General features: G+C 66.7%; 18 protein-coding genes. 4 read left to right on the top strand and 14 right to left on the bottom strand.

Translation table 11 applies throughout. From position 1 onward, the window contains the following. Nucleotides 1–55 precede the first annotated feature (55 nt). The 10 genes from ACUDP5_RS24635 to ACUDP5_RS24590 all read right to left on the bottom strand — a co-directional run bounded on the left by ACUDP5_RS24635 (nt 56) and on the right by ACUDP5_RS24590 (nt 12,669). The gene (locus ACUDP5_RS24635) at nt 56–2,482 is read right to left on the bottom strand and encodes a fimbria/pilus outer membrane usher protein (protein ID WP_445657431.1); all 2,427 of its coding nucleotides are present in this window, start codon (nt 2,480–2,482) and stop codon (nt 56–58) included. After that, on the bottom strand, nt 2,479–3,189 hold the full coding sequence (locus ACUDP5_RS24630; protein WP_263909995.1) for a fimbria/pilus chaperone family protein: 711 nt from the start codon (nt 3,187–3,189) through the stop codon (nt 2,479–2,481). Before ACUDP5_RS24630 ends, ACUDP5_RS24635 begins: the two co-directional genes overlap by 4 nt. 69 nt (nt 3,190–3,258) lie before the next feature. Then, entirely contained in the window at nt 3,259–3,894 is a 636-nt protein-coding gene (locus tag ACUDP5_RS24625; protein WP_445657430.1) for a DUF1120 domain-containing protein, read from the bottom strand. Nucleotides 3,895–3,932: 38 nt separating this feature from the next. Beyond that, nucleotides 3,933–4,604, bottom strand: a complete 672-nt coding sequence (locus tag ACUDP5_RS24620; RefSeq protein WP_263909999.1) for a DUF1120 domain-containing protein — start codon at nt 4,602–4,604, stop codon at nt 3,933–3,935. A 49-nt stretch (nt 4,605–4,653) separates the two neighbouring features. Beyond that, complete coding sequence (locus tag ACUDP5_RS24615) at nt 4,654–5,406, bottom strand: hypothetical protein (RefSeq protein ID WP_263910001.1); 753 nt, start codon at nt 5,404–5,406, stop codon at nt 4,654–4,656. Nucleotides 5,407–5,453: 47 nt separating this feature from the next. After that, a complete protein-coding gene (locus ACUDP5_RS24610; RefSeq protein ID WP_445657429.1) occupies nt 5,454–6,191 on the bottom strand; it encodes a hypothetical protein in 738 nt (245 codons plus the stop codon). Between the two features lie 172 nt (nt 6,192–6,363). Further along, the gene (locus ACUDP5_RS24605; RefSeq protein ID WP_263910005.1) at nt 6,364–7,443 is read right to left on the bottom strand and encodes an extracellular solute-binding protein; all 1,080 of its coding nucleotides are present in this window, start codon (nt 7,441–7,443) and stop codon (nt 6,364–6,366) included. A gap of 43 nt (nt 7,444–7,486) precedes the next feature. Then, complete coding sequence (locus ACUDP5_RS24600) at nt 7,487–8,131, bottom strand: response regulator transcription factor (RefSeq protein WP_263910007.1); 645 nt, start codon at nt 8,129–8,131, stop codon at nt 7,487–7,489. A 66-nt stretch (nt 8,132–8,197) separates the two neighbouring features. Continuing rightward, nucleotides 8,198–11,482, bottom strand: coding sequence for an ATP-binding protein (locus ACUDP5_RS24595; protein ID WP_445657428.1), 3,285 nt, complete (start codon nt 11,480–11,482; stop codon nt 8,198–8,200). Further along, on the bottom strand, nt 11,479–12,669 hold the full coding sequence (locus tag ACUDP5_RS24590) for an EAL domain-containing response regulator (RefSeq protein WP_263910011.1): 1,191 nt from the start codon (nt 12,667–12,669) through the stop codon (nt 11,479–11,481). Before ACUDP5_RS24590 ends, ACUDP5_RS24595 begins: the two co-directional genes overlap by 4 nt. A 260-nt stretch (nt 12,670–12,929) precedes the next feature. Here ACUDP5_RS24590 and ACUDP5_RS24585 point away from each other — a divergent pair, with 260 nt between their 5' ends. Continuing rightward, nucleotides 12,930–13,427, top strand: coding sequence for a hypothetical protein (locus ACUDP5_RS24585; RefSeq protein WP_263910013.1), 498 nt, complete (start codon nt 12,930–12,932; stop codon nt 13,425–13,427). Between the two features lie 17 nt (nt 13,428–13,444). Here the strand turns inward: ACUDP5_RS24585 and ACUDP5_RS24580 are convergent, their stop codons facing one another. Further along, the gene (locus tag ACUDP5_RS24580) at nt 13,445–14,320 is read right to left on the bottom strand and encodes a glycosyl transferase (protein WP_263910015.1); all 876 of its coding nucleotides are present in this window, start codon (nt 14,318–14,320) and stop codon (nt 13,445–13,447) included. A gap of 150 nt (nt 14,321–14,470) precedes the next feature. Next, nucleotides 14,471–15,211, bottom strand: a complete 741-nt coding sequence (locus tag ACUDP5_RS24575; RefSeq protein WP_445657427.1) for a sulfite exporter TauE/SafE family protein — start codon at nt 15,209–15,211, stop codon at nt 14,471–14,473. Between the two features lie 174 nt (nt 15,212–15,385). Here ACUDP5_RS24575 and pdxR point away from each other — a divergent pair, with 174 nt between their 5' ends. Continuing rightward, the gene (gene pdxR / locus ACUDP5_RS24570) at nt 15,386–16,837 is read left to right on the top strand and encodes a MocR-like pyridoxine biosynthesis transcription factor PdxR (protein WP_445657426.1); all 1,452 of its coding nucleotides are present in this window, start codon (nt 15,386–15,388) and stop codon (nt 16,835–16,837) included. Between the two features lie 60 nt (nt 16,838–16,897). Further along, nucleotides 16,898–17,659: a class II aldolase/adducin family protein gene (locus ACUDP5_RS24565; RefSeq protein ID WP_025139155.1), complete on the top strand. Its 762-nt coding sequence runs from the start codon at nt 16,898–16,900 to the stop codon at nt 17,657–17,659. A gap of 103 nt (nt 17,660–17,762) precedes the next feature. Here the strand turns inward: ACUDP5_RS24565 and ACUDP5_RS24560 are convergent, their stop codons facing one another. Together ACUDP5_RS24560 and ACUDP5_RS24555 are read right to left on the bottom strand one after the other, a co-directional pair. Then, entirely contained in the window at nt 17,763–18,548 is a 786-nt protein-coding gene (locus ACUDP5_RS24560; protein ID WP_445657425.1) for a hypothetical protein, read from the bottom strand. A gap of 116 nt (nt 18,549–18,664) precedes the next feature. After that, a complete protein-coding gene (locus ACUDP5_RS24555; protein WP_445657424.1) occupies nt 18,665–20,089 on the bottom strand; it encodes an MFS transporter in 1,425 nt (474 codons plus the stop codon). Nucleotides 20,090–20,186: 97 nt separating this feature from the next. On the opposite strand from ACUDP5_RS24555, the gene ACUDP5_RS24550 reads away from it, so the two are divergent. Then, nucleotides 20,187–20,855: an ArsR/SmtB family transcription factor gene (locus ACUDP5_RS24550; RefSeq protein WP_445657423.1), complete on the top strand. Its 669-nt coding sequence runs from the start codon at nt 20,187–20,189 to the stop codon at nt 20,853–20,855. Nucleotides 20,856–20,861 lie beyond the last annotated feature (6 nt).

Here is a 20,861-nt window from a genome sequence, read left to right as displayed (position 1 = left end):
CGCAGCGGCCGATAGGGTTGCCGCATGCCTTGGGACCGGAAGATCCGTATCGCGATCAGCCGGTTTTCCCTTGCGGCCCCATGCGGCATACGCCCTGCGCCTCCTGGTAGGGCAGGTCCGGATCGGGCTTGCCGATGGGCTGGACGTCCAGGAAGCACTTCGCGCCGTCGGTCAGAGATACCTGCAAGGGCATCGGGTAGGCATCGTCCAGGAAAATCTGGCCGCCTTTGCCCACCAGGGTGATCAGGTTGCCGCGCGCGTCCATCACCGGCAGGCGTTCCGCCAACGGTTGCTGGTCGGCTGCGGAGACGGCCGACATCAGATAGCGCTGCACCTGGCGCAGGTTGAAGTCCACCACCTGCACCGAGCCGCGCGCGGGCTTGACCGACTGCACCCCATTGGGCAGGTTGGCATTGCGCGGCAGGCTGGTGGTGTTGATTTCCACCGAGCTTTCACTGTAGGCCGTCAGGCCCGGAATGACGGCATGGCCCCACGCGTCCGTCCAGGCCGGGCCCGCCGGCGTCTGGATCTGCACCCCGCCCAGGTCGCCGACCTTGGCGATGCCGAACGTATCGCCCACCTCATAGGGCGAGAAGGCCACGGCGCCGCCGGCCGCCACGACCGAGCCTTGCACGCCCCAGTTCGTCGACACGCTGCCCTGGGCATCACGGTTGGCCGACAGGTTGACGTGGGTGTAGCGCGGCAGCGCGTCGATCGAGGCCGACGAATTGACGGCGTTGCCCGGGTTGGCCACGCTGGATGTCAGGCTGTAGCTCAACTGCGGATTGACGGTATCGGAATAGCTTGCACCAATCGCGCTGCTGTCGCCCGCCTTGCTGGCATACACACCGGCGCTGGCGCTGCCCAGGGGAAAGCTGAGCGTCAGGAAGTACTGGTTGTCTGATCGGGCGCGGGTGTCGGCGCTGAGGTCCTTGGCCGCGGACAGGGTCACCGAGGTGCGTCCGAAACTGCGGCTCCACGACAGCGTGGCGCGCTGGCGCGTCGCGTCCAGGCCGGTCAGGCGGCTGGCGCTATAGCTGGCGGAAATGGCGCCCAGGGTCGGCTGGAACCAGGACACCCCAGCGGTATAGGTCTGGCTCGCCCGGCCGGCACTGCGCGGGTCGTCGGTGCGTTGCAGCACCTGCGCCATGTCGCGATAGCCGTCCGTCTGCCAGGTGGCCGAGAAATTGGTGGATAGCCGTTCCAGGGGAGACACGGACAAGGTGGCCGCGACCTGCTGCCCTTGCAGCTTGCTGCCGTTGGCGACCGCGCTGGAGGCGCGCAGGCCGATGGAGCCGCTCAGGGCGTCGTTGGGCGAGGCCGCAAAGGTGAACGCCAGCGCGCGATAGGGCGCGGAAATCAAGGCGCCGGCACTGAGGGTGCTGCGGCTTCCCAGGTTCCAGCCGTTGCTGGCGGTGGCCACCAGCGGCGTCTGGCTGTCGCTGCCGCGGCTGGCCTGGTAGCGTCCCACGGCAATGGACAGTCCTTGCGCCGTGGTGTTGCGCACGGCGCCGAACGATGCGGCCGAGACCGTGAACTGCTGCCGTTCGCCAGTGGTGGAAATCACCTGCACGTCCAGGTCGGAATTGCCGCTGATGATAGGCACGTCGGTGATGGTGTAGGCGCCCGCCGGCACCTGCGTCATCAGGATCAGCGTGCCCAGTTGCCGGACTTCAATGCGACTCTGGCCGTTGGCGATGCCGTTGAAGTTGACGCCCGAGGCCTGCGTCTGCCGCAGCGCGTACTCGGGAAACAGTTGCAGGCCACGCAGGGTGCCGACCGAGAACAAGGAGCCGGCGGGCGAGATCTGACCCGCCTGGAACGTGGCGCGCATGCTGGGCACGGCGCGCTGCGCATACGTGTCGCCTTGCGTGAAGGTCGACATGCCGCCCTGCGAGTAATAGTCCTGGCGGCTGCGCAGGATCCAGTCGGCGATGTTCAGGCCGGTTTCGCTGTAGGCGCGCAGGTATTGGTAGCCTGATTCGCCACTGCCGCTGCGCGCACCGCTCAGGTTGTAGTTGACCAGGGCGGCGGTGCCGCCTGACGCGTATTGACCCTGGATGGCTTCTTCGACGGGCGCGCGCGCCGCCAGCGGCGTCACGATGTGCACCTCCGACTGATTCGGCAACTGCGTGATGTCGGTTTCCGGATAGGCCTTGCGGTAGTCCTGGCAGGCTTGCTCCGAGGTGCCATCGGGCACCTTCAGGCCGGCGCGTTGCAGCAGCTCTGGCGTGAAGCACAGCGTGCCTTCGTCATTGAAGCGCACGTCCATCGTGCCCAGGTCGGCGCCGTTGACCTTCATGCGGACCCGGCTGACACCGGGAAGAAAGCGCGAGGTCTTGCTGAAGTAGGCGGCGGCTTCGGGCGAGATGCCCAAGCGCTTCAAGGTCTGTGGATCGAATTGTTGCGCGAACGCGGTTGCGGGGGCCGCCATGCAGACAAGTGCGGCCAGGCCCGCGGCCGGGATCGCGAGCAGGTTCATTTCACGGGTGTCGGCTTGCAGCCATTCGTCAAGGGGATGGCGTAGCTGCCCGCGGCGTAGCCATAGACCGTGGCCGGCCAGATCGTGACCGTGCTGCCGTTCGCGGGCTGGTCGCGGGTCGCCAGTTCAATGCGTTCGCCCGGCAGCAGGTAGGTCTTGGGCAGGGGCAGGTTGGCATTGCGGCTGTCCAGGCGGACTTGCTGCGCCATGCGCACCACGTAGCCGCTGTCATTGCACAGCCGCAGCTTGCCGTTGTCTGCCGTGGCGGTCAGGCGCGTCCAGGGATCCTTCAGCTTCTCCAGCGAGCGAGGCTGGATGATCATCGGGATGTTCTGGCGGAAGGTGGTCTGGATCTGGTTGTCGGCGCCGCGGGCGAAGGGGATGCCCTCGAACGCCACGCGCTTGAGGCGTTGCGTGGCGAGCGGGCCCTTCTTGGTCAACATGAACCGCACCAACTGCGACTGGCCGGCTTCGAGCCGTGCCATGGGCGGCGTGGCGACGACCAGTTCTTCCTGGTCCTCGGCGATGTTCTCGATGGTGGTGTACAGCAACACGGGCGCCGAGTCGGTGTTCTGCACGGTCATGGTGCCTTCGCCGGTCGCTTCGTCGACGATGAGCACCGAGGTTTCAGGGACGACGCCGGCGGCGCCGGCCGTGTTGGCCAGCAGGGTGCAGGCCAGGGAAACGCAAGTCAGCAGGGGTTTCATATCAGCAGGAATAGACGTGTTCAAGCCGGCCGGTGCCGACCTGTGTTAATTGGCCATCGGCAGGACGGCCTACTGGAAAATGGCGGACAGGCTTATCGAGCCGTCGAGCAGGGCCTCTCGGCCCAGGTACAGCGTGGAGGTCGGCGCGATGGCCGTTTCGATCCGCACGCCGACCGTCAGCGTGCGGCCGCTGGCCGGGCGGCGTTGCTCGCCGCGCGCCCAGGCGATCAGGTCGGTGGCGCCGACCACGGTGTCGGCGTCCATCAGTCGCCACGTCGCGCCGCCATCGGCCGAGACGATCAGTTGTACCGGCACACCGTCCAGCGTGGCCGTGTCGCGACGCCAGCGCAGTGCGAAGGCGCCCAGCGGCCTGCCGGATACCAGGCCAATACCGTGGCTGGTTTCCGGCGCCAGGCCGAGCTTGCTGCCGGCCGCGGGATTGGCAGAACCATCACCGCTGGACTGCCGCAGCGCCACCGCAGCCGGCTGGTCACAGGTCACCGTCACGCTGCGTTGCTGGGCAGGCAGCGCGGCGGCGTCAGCGGCGCGCAACAGGTTGCGCTTGATCTTGCCGTAGTCCACCGTGGTGGCCCCGCTCAACTGCATGCGGCAGCTGGGTGCCTGAGGCGCGGAGGGCGCGGCCGGGCTCGGCGCGCCGAGCGTTGCGCCCGCCAGGGCGATGAGGAATTTCAGGTAAGGCTTCATGATCAGCCGGCCATCCCGGCACAAGGCGGCGTCGGCCGCTAGAGATAGACGAGTGTCAGGACGGCTCCGCCGATGAAGGGAACATCAGCCGCCACGCCGAGCCGGCTGGCTCTGTCCAGCGCCGCCTGTGCACGCAGGGTGCCCACGAATTCGTAGCCGAACGCCGGTTCCTTGCGACCGGGATCGCTCCAGGTTTCCAGGCTGCCATCATCGTGGAAGAAGTTGCCGACCGAAGGCTGCCACGTCTTGCCGTTGTCGCCGCTGTAGATCGAATCCGTGGGCTTCTGATCCACCGTGAAGCCAGGCACCAACTGCACCGCCCAGGAGCCGATGGCGCGCCCGGCGTCGTTGCGCAAGCCATACTGCCGCGCGGCTGACCAGCTCTTGCCATGCCCGCCAAAGAAGACGATGTCGTCCTTGAACGGCACCAGGCCCGCATTGGCATCGCTGATGGTCAGCGCCACCGTGGTTTTCGCCTCGCACGAGATGCGCAATTCACGGTCGATCGCCGGCAGCAGCGTATAGGTGTCCAGCTTCAGGTCCTGCACTTTCACCTTGCCGAAGTCGAACGTGGCCTGCTGGGCGATTTGCAACGTGCAGGCCGCAGGTTTGATTTCCCCTTGCACCGCGACCTTCAGCGGCGCGTTTTGCGCCAGGCTTGCGATGGGGGCGATGGCGCAGGTCCAGGTAAGCAGAGTTCTGAGTTTCATGGTCGTTGGTCGCTCATCGACGCAGGCGATGCGCCGATGAGCGCGCCGATCAGAGATAGCTGAGGGTGATGGTGGTTTCGCCGCGGAACGACAGGTCGGTATTGAGCGTCAGCGCCGATTTCGGCTGGATGACGGCGCCGATCATGATGTCGCCATCGAACAGCGATGCGGATACCGGTACGGCGGGCGTGGCCGGGTCGGCGAAGCTCACGTAGGTGGTGCCGTCCGATTTCAACTGCGCCGCGTTGGCTGCGGTGTCGGCGGCAGTGGTCCACGCGGCCTTGTCGCTGCTGCTCACGACCACGGCCTTGGCGGCAGTACCGTTCGCCGCCGCGGTGGTGTAGCTGAAATTGCGAAACTGGAAGACATAGCGGCCGATACGGGAATTCGACGTCGCCACATCCACCAGGTCGTAGATGTAGCCCTTTTTCGCTTCGGCGCTGATGCCGGTGGCCTTGTGGTCGAGCGCGTCTTCCGAGGCGGTGGCCGCCTTGGCGGTCCCGGCCACGGACAGGGCCACCGCGGCATCGCCCTGGCACTTGATGGACAAGCGCTGAACGATGGGGGCGAGGGGGGTCTCGGCCTTGTCCTTCAGCGACGCTGGGTTGACCTTCTTTATGTCGAAGGCCAGCGCGTCAGCGGCCGGCGTGCAGCTGCCCGGCATGATGACGCCGCCGACCTTGACTTGCAGCGCGGCCGGGGTTGCCGCGCTGGTTGTCTGGGCGTTGGCGGTCGAAGTCGCCGCTGCGGCGGCGCAAGCCAGTGCCGCGTACAGGATCTTGCTGGAATGTGGGTGTTTCATGATTGCTCTCGAAATATCGAAGCCTGCGCTGCGCGAGCAGACGCGGATCAGAGGTAGTTCAGCGTGATGGTCGCGCCGCCTTCGAATTTGAGGTCACCGGTCAGCTTCAGGTCTTTCTTGGCCAGGATGAGCGGCGAAATCATCAGGTCGCCTTCAAATACGCTGGCCAGGACAGGGACGGTGTTGGCCTTCGTGTCGGCGAACGAGAGATAGTTGCTGCCGTCCCGCTTCAGTTGCGCGGTGTTCCAGCCATTCAGGTTGTCGGCGTAGGCCCACGTGACCTTGTCGTCGCTCTTGATGACCGCTGCCTTGGTGGGGACGGAGCCCGTGCCGCCACCGGTGTACGTGAAGTTGCGGAACTGCATGGCATACACACCGACGCGGCTGTTGCTGTCCGTGGGATTCACCAGGTCATGCAGCGAGTTCTCTTCGGTGGACGTGCCCGCCGGATGGTTTTCCATGCTCGAGCCGTAGGCCTTGCCCGACGCCTTCGTCGAACCCGTCACGTTCAGTGCGATCGCGGTGTCGGCGGTGCAGGTGATCTTGACCTTCTGGGTGATGCCGCTGAGCATGGTGACCTTGTCAGCGTTCAACGATTTCGGGTTGATGCTCTTCATGTCGAACGTCAGGTCGCCGGAGGCCGGCGTGCAGCTGCCCGGGGCGATGGTGCCGGTGACGGTGATCTTGAAGCTGGGGGCGGCGGCGGGGGCCGTCTGGGCCAGGGCACCCGTGCTGGCGGCGCAGGCCACGAGGGCGGCGAAAAGCTTGCTGGTGTGGTGTTTCATGGTTGTCTGAAAGCCAATGAGAGGGCGTGTCGGATGTTTCGTGGCGCCGCGCCCGGGGTTCAAACCAGGCGCTTTCACCACGGAAGCAAAGGTAACAATCCAGCACGGCAGCGCACCATCAGACAATTCCGGTAATCGGCCGCCCAAAAACAGGGACCGGGACCTTCCCGGCTCAGGAGGCCGGCTTCATGACCCGGGACAACCAGCCCGCGCGCAATTTGGCGAGATGCTTGATGGTCACGGTGGCCCATTCCACCGGGATCAGCCGGGTGTTCGGCGACAGCAGCGGGATCCGTGCTCGCGCGGCTTCGCTGACCTTGGTCTTCTGATTCGATGGCGCGTAGTACATCGCTTCCGAAAAGGCCTGTTGCGCCTGGGGGCTGAGCGCATGGTTGATGAAGGCCTGCGCCACGTCGCCGTGGGGCCGGTCTGCAACGCGGGCAATCAGGATGGGGATGGCGATGGTGCCTTCCTGCGGCACGGTGGTGCCGTAGCCGCCCAGCATGTCCATCTGGCTCTGGCTACGCGAATTCCAGCCTTGGGCCAGCAACGCCTGCTTCTGGGACACCAACCAATATTGGCTGGGACGGGGTGTCCAGGTCATGACATTGGGCGCGAGTTTTTCCAGGTAGTCGATGGCGGCGTCGAAGTTGTCGGTGCCGTCGGACCCGCCGGCAAGCCGATTCGCCAGCATCGTCATGGCGATCATGCTGCCGTTCACTTCCTTGCTGGAGGGCATGGCCACCTTGCCGCGGTATTTGGGGTCCCACATCTCGCGCCAGCTTTTGGGCGGCTGCGCGAACGCCGATTTGGCATAAACGAGCGTCATGGAATCGTACATGGCGGGCAAGGCCCAGAAGCCCATTTCCCGGCCAAGCGGCCCCAGGTCGGCGGCATTCGGGACGAGCTTCGGGTCCATCGGCGCGAGCAGGTGTTCGTCCTGCGCCAGCCGCGCATTGGGCGGATCGATGATCACCACGTCAATCCGCGGCGCCATGCGTTGCGCGCGCAGCACCGCCAGGGCATTGCGCGAATCTCGTACGGCGTAGTAGTTCACCTGGACGTTGGGATGGGCGGCTTCGAAAGGCCGGATGACGGTGCGTTGGTATTTTTCGTCGAACGCGTCGACCCCATAGGCCATCACCGTAAGCTGGACCGCGGTGGCGGCATGGACGGGCGTGGCGGCCATCGGCAGGGCGAGCAAGACAAGCGCCATGCCGATGGCCAGGGGACGGGTCTGACGGAGGTTCATGAGGGGCGGGGGGGCACGTTGAAGGAGGATGTCGCACAAGGGGTCATTTGAAGACATCGTGGTTGACGCCGAACATGACCAGTTCGTGGTCCGTTTCCACGTCGAGCTTGCGCATCGCGGCAATCTTGTGGGTGCTGACCGTCTTCACGCTGCGATTCATGATGCGTGCGATCTCACCTACCGAGGTCCCCGACAGGAAATGGCGCAGCACCTCCAGTTCCTTGGGCGACAGGCGTGCAATTCGGGCCGCCGCGTCCTGCGATTCGCCCGGATAGGCCGCGGAAAACACCTGGGGAGAGCTGCGGTAGATCTGGTTCTTCTTCAGCGTGTCCAGCGCCGTCTGGATTTCGGCCAGGTCGCGGCTTTTGAACAGCACGCCGTTGACGCCTTCTTCGTACAGGCTGGCGACGATCACCGGGGAAGTGATCATGGTGTGGATCAGGATGCGGATGGCGGGAAAATTCCGGCGCAGGTACTGGACCAGCGCGAGTCCGTCGCCATAGCCATCGTCGGACGGCATGTTGTAGTCGGTAATGATGATGTCGGGAGCAAGTTCACGTGCCTTGCGGATAAGGTCGGCGGCGTTCGTGGCGTCGCCGACGATCTGATAACCCGCGACGCCTTCCAATGCGTTGCGCACGCCCAGTATCACGACCTGGTGATCGTCGGCCAGCAGGATTCTTGTCATGTTTTCCGTCCTTGTGTGATGCTCTTGGCGATTGGCCTGGGTTCTATCGGGGCTTGCACTGCCGGGCTATAGCTCCTTGAACCGTTCCGTCAGTTGTGCGAGCGTGCTCTTGACCGCGTTCTCGAGCATGGGCGTGATGCCCTCGTCGGAAATCTTCTGTTCCAGCACGCCGCAAAACCGGGCGATGTCTTCCGCGTTCACGACCACCAGCGATCCGCGCATGCGGTGCAGCGTCGCTACCGCCGCCGTGGCGTCGCGCGCCGCCAGTGCGGTTCGCATGGATGCCATGTCTTCGCGCATCGTCGTGTTGAACGCTGCCCGAAGGTGATCATCGTAGAACTCCTTGGGTTTGTTGGGTGGCGGCGCCGCGCCCGCGAATTTGGCGCTGATGATCCTGGCGCAGGCGGTGCTCAGGGCGTCATGCAAGGTGCGCAGGTCCACGGGCTTGACCACCCAGGCGTTCAGCCCGGCGGCAAAGCCCGCATCGCGCTGCGTTTGCAGCGCGTCGGCCGTCAGGCCGATGATGGGGGCATTGGTACTGCGCGCGCGCAGCGTGCGCACCAGTTCGTAGCCATCCATCAGGGGCATGTTCATGTCCGTGATCAACACGTCGAACTCGTCGCCATTCCAACGGGCCAGCGTCTCCAGGCCGTCACCGCACAGCGTGACTTCGCAGCCCAGCTCTTCCAGCTGCCTGACCAGCAGGGTGCGATTGACGGGATTGTCTTCGGCAACCAGTACGCGCAGCCCCAGCCGCCGCAGACCGGCATCAGGCCGGTATTCGTGGGTGACAGGCGCCTCCGCCGGTTCGGCCTGGGCGGGCGCGGCGTCGGCCGACGCCGGGCGCCCATGCTGCGCCAGGGCAACGGCCTCGACAATGCTGTGCCGCAGGTGGCAGGTCACGTGGATTTCCGACAGGCTCCATTGTGGCGTGTCGGGGCCGTCCGGGATGCACGACACGCGTGGCCCGTTCCATTCGATGGGGGGCAGGCGCTCTGGCAACAGTTCCACCAGTATGCCCTCGCGCTTGGCCGGCAGGCCGCCGTGGATCACCCTGGCATTGGCGCCGGCCAGGGTGAGCCAGGCGCAGGTGTCCTGGGCCAGGTCCGTGACGGGCGCGCGTACCCATACGGCGGGCGACGCCGCGATCTCGCCGCTGCCCGCCCGGTGCGCCGCATCCACGGCGACGCGCAGGGGCAGCCTGAAGATGAACGTGCTGCCCCGACCGGGGCTGCTGTCCAGGGTGATGCTGCCTTGCATCAATTCGCACAGGCTGTGGCAGATGTACAGGCCCAGCCCGGTGCCCGGCAGGGCCTGTCCCGCGTTGCCGTGCGCCTGGTAGAACGGTTGGAACAGTAGCGGCTGCTGCTCGGCAGGAATGCCCAGCCCCGTATCGGCGATGCGCCATTCCAGCACCGCCTGGCCATCGGCTTCGCCCTTGAGTGTCAGGTCGACCCGGACCCAACCGGCTTCGGTGAACTTGATGGCGTTGCTGACGAGATTGTTCAGCACCTGTTTGATGCGCAAGGCGTCGCCGTGGGCATGCACGGGCACGTCGGTGGCGATGGTCGAGAAGAACTGCAGGCCCTTGGCGTCCGCGGTGGCCGCATAGGCCTGCAAGGTTTCCTCGGTGATCATGGCCGGATCCAGGCGCTGATCCTTGAGCGTGATCTGCCTGGACTCGATCTTGGACACGTCCAGGATGTCGTTGATGACATTGAGCAGCCCCGCGGACGAGGTCTGGATGGTGCGCAGATAGCCGCGTTGCAGATTGGTCAACGGCGTCAAGCTCAGCAGTTCCACTGTGCCCAGGGTGCCGTAGAGCGGGGTGCGTATCTCGTGGCTCATGGTCGCCAGGAACACGGTCTTGCCCGCGTTGGCATCGTCGGCAGCCCGTTTGGCCTGCGCCAGCGCGGCCTGGGCCCGCTTGTGGTCGCTGATGTCGCTGAAGGTGGCAAGGATGACGTCTTCACCCTGATAGGTGACTCGCGAGGCGCTGAAACTCAGGTGTCGCCCGCCCACCTCGATTTCGCCTGCGGTTGCGGGATGGTCCGGTGAAAAGGTGAGCTGCCGGACGATTTCGATGTCTCCCAGCCAATCGTCGGCCAGGTGGTTCTTGGCCACGATCTGCTGGTCGCTGACCCGCAGCGCACAGACGGCCACGCGGGCGGCCTGGATCACGGCGCGATTGAAGGACTCGCTTTCCACCACACGCTCGTGGGAGGCCTGGGCGGGACGGACGACCAGGTTGCGATGGCGCCGGTACAGCGCCATGCTGATGCCGGTGCACAGCAACAGCAGCACGCCGAACGACATCAATTGCCATTGGCCCGTCAGGAAGAACTGGGCGTAGGGCACCAGGTAGCTCGCGGCCCAGCCATCTTCGCACCACGTGTCGATGCGGGCGCCGTCCAGGCCGAAGCGCACGCGGCTTTGCACGTCTTCCAGCGCCCCATGCTCCTGCTCGGGGGCCGAGGGGGGGACGGTGCCGGGCGTCGTGCCCAGGTCCTGGAAATAGACGCGTCCGTAGGCGGGGTCGCCAGCGTAGACGTCGCGCATTTCGATGAAGGTCGCCACCACCAGGTCGCGCTTGACGGTGCCGGGCAGCCACAGGGCGTCCGGCAGGTCGATGGGGCTGTACACGATGTAGCCGATGCGATCCTCGCCGTTGCCAGGCAGATTGACGCGGATCCAGCGAGCCCCTTCGGGACTGGCCTGCGCCGTCTGGGTATAGATCAGCTCGCGCACGCGATTGGCTGACAGCGGGCAGCGCCACCACCGATGCGCGTCGTCTGTCACGGAATCTTCGGAGCAGGGCACCGAAATACTGACCTGGCTGTTCAGATCCAGCAGGAAAGCCTGCATCCCGGGTTGCTGCCAGGTGCTGCGGGAGGTGCCATACAGGCTGGCCAGGCCCGCAGCCACGACGTGCAGGCGACGACTGTAGTCGCTGCCGCCTGCGGCGTCGCTGCGATTGACCTTGATGATGTAGGGCATGGCCAGGTTGTCGCCCTGGCCCTCGTAGGTATTGGTGGTGGCGTCGCTGTCGATCAATTCGAACGAGGCAGGCGCGCCCTGCGGCAACGCCAGGTTGAGTCGGACCGCGTCGTTGCGAGTGGTGCGGGCCAGGAAGGACTCCTGGCCGTGCAGGTTGTAGGCCAGTTGCTGGAAGTGTGAACGGGCGCCGTGGCTCGCCAGGGTGATCAGGCTGTTCACGACCCAATAGCACAGCACCAGCATCACGATGGCCAGGATCAACGTCACGATGAACAGCACCTGCACCCGTAGCGAGGCCTTGGCCAGGTCGCCAATCGACGCGATGCGCGTGTGCCGTGGCGTGGTGCGGATCATCTGGGCAGGCTTGGGTTGCGCTTGAGGAACCCCAGCAACAGCTCAGGGGTGAGGGCCCGGGAAATCAGGAAGCCCTGCGCCGTATCGCATTGCATTTTCTTCAGCAGCGCAAGCTGTTCCCACGTTTCGACGCCTTCCGCGACGACGTTCAGCGCCAGTCGGCGGCCAAGCGAGACGATGCTCTCGACCGCGGCCTGGGCGCCGTCGTCGGCGACGCAGCGGCTGATCAGGGAGCGATCGATCTTCAGTTCGGTGAAGGGCGTGGAAACCAGGTTGAAAACCGAGCTGTAGCCCTGGCCAGAATCGTCCTGGGCCAGGCCAAAACCCTTCATGCGCAGGCGGCAGGCGCCCGCGTAATAATCGCTTATCTCGTCCGTGGTCGTACCCTCGGTCAGTTCAAAGCAAATATCCTGCGGATTGCCGCCCAGGCGCATGACGTGGTCATACAGGCGGTCGGGCAGGTCCGCGTCTTGCAGCAGGTGTGTCGGCAGATTGACGGACACGTCGATGCGGAATTCATGCCGTTGCCAGGCATGTTGCGCCGCGATCGTCTGCGCGAGCATCGACAATAGCAGTTCGTCTTCCAGCTCGTCCAGTATCAGGGCGGGCAGGAACTGGCCGGGCAGCAACACGCTGCCGTCAGGTCGAACCCAGCGCACCAGCGCCTCGGTGGCGTTGATCGCCCCGTCGGCGATGCGCATCTTGGGTTGGAACCAGGCCCGGATTTCCCCCGAGCTCAATGCATGTTGCAGTGCGGAACGGTCAAAGACCTGCCCCGATACCAGCGACTCCGCCTTCAATCTTGAAGCGGCCTTGAGTTTGGCCACCAGCGCGATGATGGCTTGCGGCTGGGCGGGTTTGGACAATTGATCGATCACCCGCATGCCCAGCGTCTTGGCCACGAGACTCGCCCCGGCTATCAGGCGCCGGGGCGAGGAGCTGATCACGGCCAGCAAGGGCGGCGTCTCGTAGGTGGACAGGCGTTGGATCAGTTGCACGCCATCCAGTTCGGGCATGATCAGGTCGCTCAGCACGAGGTCGTAAGGCTGCTGTTCCAGCAACCGCAGGGCGTGACAGCCGTTCTCGGCGGTGTCCACGTGGGCGATGCCCGCCTGCAGGAACAGGCTTTTCAGGTATTCACGTTGCAATAGCTGGTCGTCGACGATCAAGACGCGATAGGACAGCATGAGGGGGGTCTCCAGGGCTCGCCGTTTCCCGCAATGGTCGAAGTGGGCCCGGCAGGAACGGGGCGCGCACGCCGGCGGTCAGCGAGGCGCCATTAGAGCGATGCGCACGGGTCGCTGACCATCAGACATTTCCGAATATGCAGTCCGGCATGTCGGAAAGCCGGGCACCGGCGCGAGCGTGTGGTTTTCGGATTTGTCTGATGCGCCAGCGGCCGATGGATTTCTAGAATGCACGGCTTTATCCCCTGCGACCCTGCGCCGTGCCCAATTTTTCTTTTCTGCACCAACTGCATCTGCATGCCCAGTACATCGACCGGGCGCCCACGCTGGCCGCCAGTCTGCGGGAGGCGGTGCCGTCAATCCGTTTCTATACGGACACCCAGGCCAGCCTGTACGCGCGGGCCGGGGGCGCCGGCAGGCACTACCTGCTGGTAGAGGGGCGGTCGCCGTGGCTGCTCCGATTCTTCTCGCTGCCGCATTGCCCGCAGATTTCGGGCGTGGTGGCCGTGGTCACGGACAAGGCCTCATCGGGGGAACGGGCCCGGCTGTTGCTGGCGGGGGTGGATATTTGCCTGCCGGGATCGGCGCAGCCGCGGGAAATCGTGGCGGCGTTGTCGGTGCTGTCCCGGATGGAGGGCAGAATCCGGGGGGCTGACGCCGTGCACCGGGATGGGGCAGCCACCGAACCTGGGGGGGCCGCTGATGCCAGCCAGGCGGGTCCGCCCGTGGCGCCGCAGGGCGCAGGCCTTGCGGATTAGCCGTTGCCTGCCAACCGTCAGCCGCGCGCCGCACCCGACCAGAGTCGCTGCCACCAGGAGCGGCGCTCGGGCCGTGGCCGGTTGCCGGTGTAGTCTTTTTGCGAGGCCTTGACCACGTCGCCGAACGGCGCCGCGTTGCGATAGGCCTCCAGCGTGTAGCCGGCGTCGATGGCTTCGCGGTAGTAGCGGTCGAACAGTGCTGTCAGCTCGTGGCGGGCATGCGGCACGACCTCGCCGTCGAACCAGTGATGGCGGCCTTCGGCGCGCAGGCGCGGCAGCGCGTAGCGGTGCGAGAACTGCGTGCCCATGTCGGAGTAGTGCAGGATGCGGATGTCGTCCGCGGCCAGGCCGTCGCCGTCGATGCTGTTGTAGCGGGCGTCCAGGTGCTGCACCAGATGGGGCCGGTCGGCGAAGTAGTGCTTCATTTCGCGGTTGGCGTGGCGCTTGGCGCGCAGCGCTTCCAGGGACGGCAGATGGGCGCGCGCGCGTTCGCAGTCCCACAAGGCCACGCACGAGCGCCAGCCGTTGCCGTCACCATCGCGGCGGCCGGCGACGATGGCTTGTCCTTGCAGAGGCAGGTCCCAGAGTTCGGCCAGGTCGCATAGCACCAGCATGTCGGCATCCATGTACAAGGCGCGGCCCTGGAAGCCCGCGGCGGCGGGCACCGCCCAGCGAAAGGCGGAAAAAGGCGTCGACCATTTTTCGGTGCGCCAGCCGCGACCACGCGCGGGGTCGCAATACCAGGGGCTGGCGGGGTCGCGCGACAGGCGCATCCAGGTGATGTCGACTGGGCGGGAGGTATGTTTGCGGGCGCTGTATTCCAGCACCATCATCTGTTCCAGGTCGCAATCGTTGGGGTCGCAGCCGACGAAAATCCTGATGGCGTTGTGCATGTTGTCTCGTCATCCCTGGCAATGTCGCCGGTCCTCGAGGCCGGCGAACCTGAATTATTGCTGAATTGTAGGGGAATCAGTGCCCATCCACGTAAAGAAGTGTCTGGTTTTTGCGTAATTCTGTCCGAGTATCTCGTGGTCGCAGGACGTTCACCGCACGCGGATCATCATGTGGGCGCCGGCCGCCAGCAGCGTCAGCAGCACGATCCGGTTGAAGACGACGACATTGATGCGGTGGTAGAACCGCCGCCCCAGCCACGACCCGACGATCGTGCCTGGCAGGGCTTGCCAGGCCAGCGAGACGACCTCGGCGGTGACGATGCCCGACACGGCTTGCCAGGCCAGCGCCACGGCCAGGATCGACAGGTTGAACGACTGGAACACCGCGCGCCGCTCGTCCTTGGTCCAGCCTTGCAGGCCCGCCCACAAGGTGGGCAGGGGGCCGGACAGGCCTGCAATGCCGCCCAGCAGGCCGCCGCCCAGTCCCACCAGGCCGTCGGCCACAAGGGAGATCCGCGGATGCGTGCGCGGCAGGCGGACCTGGCCGTTCAGCAGCAGCAGGGCGCACAGCGTCACCAGGATCACGCCCAGCCCGCGCTCGAACAGCCGCGGCGACACGTAGGGCAGCGCCGCGACGCCGACCGGCACCCCCATCAGACCGCCGGCGATGAACGGCGCCGACCGGCGCAGGTCGATGGCATGCCAGATCGACGGCAGCGTCTGCAACTGCGAGGTCACCGAACAGATGATGACCAGCGGCGAAGCCAGGGCCGGGGGCAGGGCCAGCAGCCAGATCGGCAGTGCCGTCAGGCCGGTGCCAAAGCCGGTCAGGCCGGACACCAGGCCGCCGGCCAGGGCGCCGCCGGTAATGAGCAGGGTAGAGGTCAGCACGCGGAATCAATTTGGGAGGCGGGTCGGGGTCCTCGTTGTAGCGCCGAACCTTGGCGCGCGAGCCGTCCGCTTTGCCGATGTCCGGCCTACCAGTGACGGTCCATCGACACGGCGTTGCCCCTAAAATTCCTGCTGACCCGCTGCGCGATGCGCGCATTTTTTGCATCCTTGCCCATGACTTCCCAAGCCGTGACCTGGCTGGTGCTTGACCGGCCCCAGGGCGATCTCGAAGGCCAGTTGTGCCGCGCCATCCGCGAACGGGTGCGTGCCGGCCGGCTGGGCGCGGGCGAGCCCTTGCCCTCGACCCGAACGCTGGCCCTGGCGCTCGGCGTCGCCCGGTCCACCGTGGTGCAGGCCTACGAACGCCTGCGTGCCGAAGGCTATGTCGAGACCGTGCGCGGGTCGGGCACGCGGGTGTCGACGGCGCGGCCCCGGCCGCTGGCGGGGGCCGCGCGCAGCCGCGCGTCCGCGTCGGCAGCGCGCACGGCGACGCCGGACGCATCGCGGCAGCCCCCCGCGGCGGTTGCCTCGCGCACCCTGCCGTTTCAGCCCGGCGTGCCGGACCTGAAGAGTTTTCCGGCGGCGGCGTGGGCGCGCTGCGTGGCCGGCCGGATCAAGTCCTTGCGCATTCACGACCTGGGTTATGGGCCGGTGGCGGGCCTGCCCGAGCTGCGCGCCGCCATCCTGGCGCACGCCGGCACCGCGCGCGGCGTGGTCGCGCAGGCGGATCAGGTGGCGGTGTTTCCGTCGGCCGCTGCCGCCATCGATACCCTGGCTCGCGTGGCGTTGGCGCCCCAGGCCAACACCGCCTGGATCGAAGATCCCGGCTGGCCCCGCGCGCGCGCCTTGCTGCGGCGGGCGGGCGCGCAGCTTGTGCCGGTGCCGTGCGACGCCGATGGCATCGATCCGTCGCGCGTGGCGGGTGGCGCCCCGCGCCTGATCTACGTGACGCCTTCGCACCAGTGCCCCACCGGCGTCACGATGAGCCTGCCGCGGCGGCTGGCGCTGCTGGACGCCGCGCAGCGGCACGGCGCCTTCATCATCGAAGACGACTACGACAGCGAATTCCGCTACGACGCCCGGCCCATCGCCGCGCTGCAAGGCATCGACACAGGCCAGCGCGTGGCCTACGTCGGCACGTTTTCCAAGACGCTGGCGCCGGGGCTGCGCGTGGCCTATGCCATCTTGCCGCCGGAATTGGTGGCCGCCTGCCATGCCGACATGGCCTTGCGCCAGGGCGACGTGCCGATCCATATCCAGGCCGGGTTGGCCGACTTCCTGAACGATGGCCATTTCCGCAGCCACATCCGCCGCATGCGCGGCGTGTACGCCGAACGCATGCACAACCTGGTGCGCGCGCTGACGCAGCACTGCGGCGATTGGCTGGATGTAGCCGATGGCGGCGGCGGATTGAAGCTGGCGGCGCGGCTGCGTGACCACGGCGTGGACGATCACCGCGTGGTGCGGGCGCTGGCCGAACGCGGCTACGGCGCCCGGACATTTTCCGAGTTTTGCCTCTCGGCGCCGGTGCCGGGGCTGGTGTTCGGCATCGCGCAAGGCACGCCCGCGCGCTGCGAGGCCCTGGCGCAGGCGCTGGCGGCCATTTTGCGCGACGCGGCGCAGTAGTACAGTGCCAGGCACCTGCGGCGCGGATGCCGCGGGCAGAACGCCATAACGGGAGACAGCATGGATACGGTAGGCAAGGGCGCCAGCGTGCGCGAACAGGTCGGCGAAACGGAATGGCAGGTCCGCAAGGATCTCGCGGCGCTGTACCGGCTGGTGGCGCTGTTTGGCTGGGACGACCTGATCTTCACGCACATCACGGCCAAGGTGCCGGGCACCGAGCACTTCCTGATCAACCCGTACGGCATGATGTTCGACGAAATCACCGCGTCCAGCCTGGTCAAGATCGACCTGGACGGCCGCAAGGTGATGGACTCGGAATACGACATCAACCCGGCCGGCTTCACCATCCACAGCTGTATCCACGCGGCCCGCAAGGATGCCATGTGCGTGCTGCACACGCATTCGATCAACGGCGTGGCGGTGTCGGCGCAGAAGGGCGGCCTGTTGCCGCTGTCGCAGTTTGCATTCATTGCGCTGCGCTCGCTCAGCTATCACGACTACGAAGGCCTGGCGCTCAACCCCGAAGAGCAGCCGCGGCTGGTGCGCGACCTGGGCAGCAACAACTACCTGATCCTGCGCAACCATGGTTTGCTGACGGTGGGCCAGACCATGGCCGAGGCCTTCCAGGCCATGCACCGGCTGGAAGCCGCCTGCATGGTGCAGGTGCGGGCCCAGGCGGGCGGCGAACTCACCTACATCCCGCCCGAGATCCTGGCGCGCGCCGCCGTCGAGTCCCCGGCCGATCGCGCACACAAGGCAGCGCTGGCCTGGCCCGGCCTGTTGCGCCGGCTGGACCGGCGCAACCCGGGCTACGCCGACTGACGCGGGTTGCCTGGCGCGGCCGGACCGCCACCGCTGCGCAACGCGTCGGCAGCCTGCCGGTGCGCGATACCGTCCGCGCGCCCCGGCCCGCCGCCTGACCGGCCTACTGCTTCTTCGGCTGCGCTTGCAGGAACTCGGCGCAGTCCGGCACCGGCGTCGCGGGCCGGTAGACCGACGTGTCTTCGTGCCACTTGTAGGTCACCGTGTAGCTGCACTGCTTGTCGGTCTGCGGCGCCTTCTGGGCCTCGGTGGGCGCCGGCAGCTTGCTCGAGTCCGCATAGCGGCTGGCCCCGGCCGGCGTGCGCGTGGCATGGGTGGTGACCTGCAGGTCGGGATACTTGCCGCCGGGCAGCGCCTTCAGGGCCGCCTGGAAGCGGTACGTATCGACGCAGTTGCCATCGCGCCGGGTCTGGTCCGCGTCATTGAAGCAGGCGCGGATGCGGGCGTTGGCGGTGTAGGGCATCACCTGCACCAGGCCGGACACGTTGTCGCCCAGGTTGACCATGAACAGGTACAGGTCCTTGCGTGCGAAGCTGCCGCCGGAGAACTGGATTTCTTCCTTGTAGTCCGGCTCGGTCGGGCCGATCACGCCGACCAGCGCGCGTTCTTCGTCCAGGCGGATCAGGTGCGGCCAGACGGTGAAGTGCGAGAAATTCGGAATGTCGGGCAGGTCCCAGAACGGCCATTCGGCGCGCAGGGTGCGGCTGGTGGCGAAGGGGCCGTTGTCCTGCATCGAGCCGTCCGTCTTGATGCCGACGCACCAATCGGTCTGGGCGTTGCAGTACAGCTTGTTCTGCGGGTTCAGCGTCAGGGGTTCGACGTCCGGCTGTGCCGCGACGGCGGCCAGGGGCATCAGGCCGGCGATCAGCAACGCAAACGCTTTATTCATGGTGATTCCTTTGTGGCGGATGGGCGCGGGCGCATTGTTACCCGATTTGCCGGATAAGGCGTCACCAATTGTTTAAAACGCTTCGAATCCTGCGCGGCCTGCCTGGCACGCTGGCCCTATCTCGCCAAGCGCGCCGACAGCACGGCCGCCAGTGCCGGCGCCAGGGCGAACACGCTGAACAAGGCCAGTGCCGCCGTCCGGGCGCCTTCGACGCCGCCGGGCTCGGTCAGCCCGCCGGCATTGGCCACCACGCCCGCCAGCGCGGCGGTCAATGCGGTGGCATACAGCTGCACGGTCGTGATCGAGGACGACGCCAGGTTTTCCTCGCCGGGCGCGGCGGCCGAGAATACGCGCGTCAGCAGGTGCGGCCAGGCCAGCCCGATGCCAAAGCCCACCGCGGTCAGCGCCACGCAGTAGATGACCGTGCCGAACCACGCCGGATTCCAGGCCGTCACCGGCATGGTCGCGGCCAGTGCCGCGATCGCGGCAAAGACCACCCACGGACTGATCCGGATCAGCCGATGCGCTTGCAGGGCGCTGCGGCCGGCGCTGTACACCGACGCCACCGTCCAGCCGCCGGCCATCATCGCGGTCATGTAGCCCGCGGCCAGCGGCGTCTGCTGGTGCACCACCTGCAGGAAATACGGCACGAAGATCTCGGTGGTCAGCGCCGCCACCAGCAGGCTCATCACGGCATACAGCACGCCCAGCGGTGTGCGCAACGAGTAGGCGCCGGTGGGCAGCAGCCGGGCGCGGGCCTGCCTGTCGATGCGCACGATCAGGGCGGCGATGGCCACGCCGGCCGCGATGCCGGCGGCATTCCAGAGCAGCCGCTGCGACAGGCTGGCGGCGGAAATCGCCAGCACCGATAGCACCAGCAACGCGATGGTCAGCCACGGCACCCGGCCGGGCGGCGCGTCGGCCGCGGCCTTGCCGCGAAACTGGCTGGCCACGATCAGCGCCAGCAGCAGCGCCACCGGCACCAGTACCCAGAACGCCGGCCGCCAGTGGCCGCTTTGCGCGAACACGCCGCCGATGGCGGGGCCGCCCAGCGTGGCCACGCCCCACATGCCCGACACCAGCGCCATGGCGCGCGGCCACAGCCGGGCGTCGAACACCACGCGGATCAGCGCGTAGCTCAGTGCAAAGAGCACGCCCCCGCCCAGGCCCTGCACGGTGCGCCCCAACAGCAGCACCGGCATCGACGGCGCCATCGCGCAGGCCACCGCACCGATCGAGAACACCGCCAGCGCCACCAGGTACGCCAGGCGTGGCCCCAACTGCTCGATCAGCTTGGCCGACAGCGCCGACCCGACGATGGACGCGGCCACGAACAGGGTGGTGTTCCAGGCGTAATACGTCAGGCCGCCGATCTCCTGGATGATCGTGGGCAGGATGGTGGTGACCACGTAGATATTCACCGCGTGCAGTGCCACGCCGCCGGCCAGGGCGATCGAACGCAGGCCATTGCGGCCGCGCAGCAGGTCGCCCCAGGACGCGGACGCCGGTTCCGCCGCTGTCAGGCTCGGGCTCGATGACATGGACCTGTCTCCTTTTAAATTATCAATCCAACAAATGATGGAATGATAGGAAGATGCTATGTTCCCGTCAATGAAGACCTTGCCGCCGTCCCCGTCTATGCCCTTGCCCCTGGCCGATCCCGCCGACTCGCTCGACGAGTTGGCCGATGCCGCCAAGACGCTGGGGCATCCTCATCGCCTGGCCCTGCTGCAGGCCGTGCTGCAACGAGAAAGCACGGTCGAGCAACTGGCGTTGTTGTCCGGCCTGTCGATCACCAACGCCTCGCAACACTTGCAGCAGCTCAAGCGCGCCGGCTTCATCCAGTCGCGGCGCGACGGCAAGCACGTGCTGTACCGCGGCGGCGCGGGGCCCGTGTCCGAAGTGCTGTCGGCCCTGCAGGATTACCTGGCCCACCAGCGCCAGGAGATGCAGCGCGTGGCGTCCGACAGCGTGAACCGCCCCGAGCAGCTCGAAGCCGTGTCCATCGAAGCGCTGGTCGCCAAGCTGGACGACGGCGCGCTGCTGCTGGACGTGCGTTCGCCCGACGATTACGCCGCCGGCCACATTCCGGGGGCGGTCAACCTGCCCACCGAAGCGCTGGAGGCCCACCTGGCGCAGCTGCCGCGCGACCAGGCCATCGTGGCCTATTGCGGCGGCCGCTACTGCGTGCTGTCGATGCGGGCGGTGGCGCTGCTGCGCGCCCGTGGCTTCCAGGCGCAGCGGCTGGGCGATGGCTTTCCCGCCTGGAAGGCGGCCGGCCTGCGGGTCGAGTCCGCGCCGCATTGAGGCAGG

The sequence above is a fragment of the Achromobacter sp. NCFB-sbj8-Ac1-l genome (assembly GCF_052695805.1).
The sequence above is the reverse complement of the archived record's forward strand: the minus strand, read 5'-3'. Positions and strand labels throughout refer to the sequence as shown.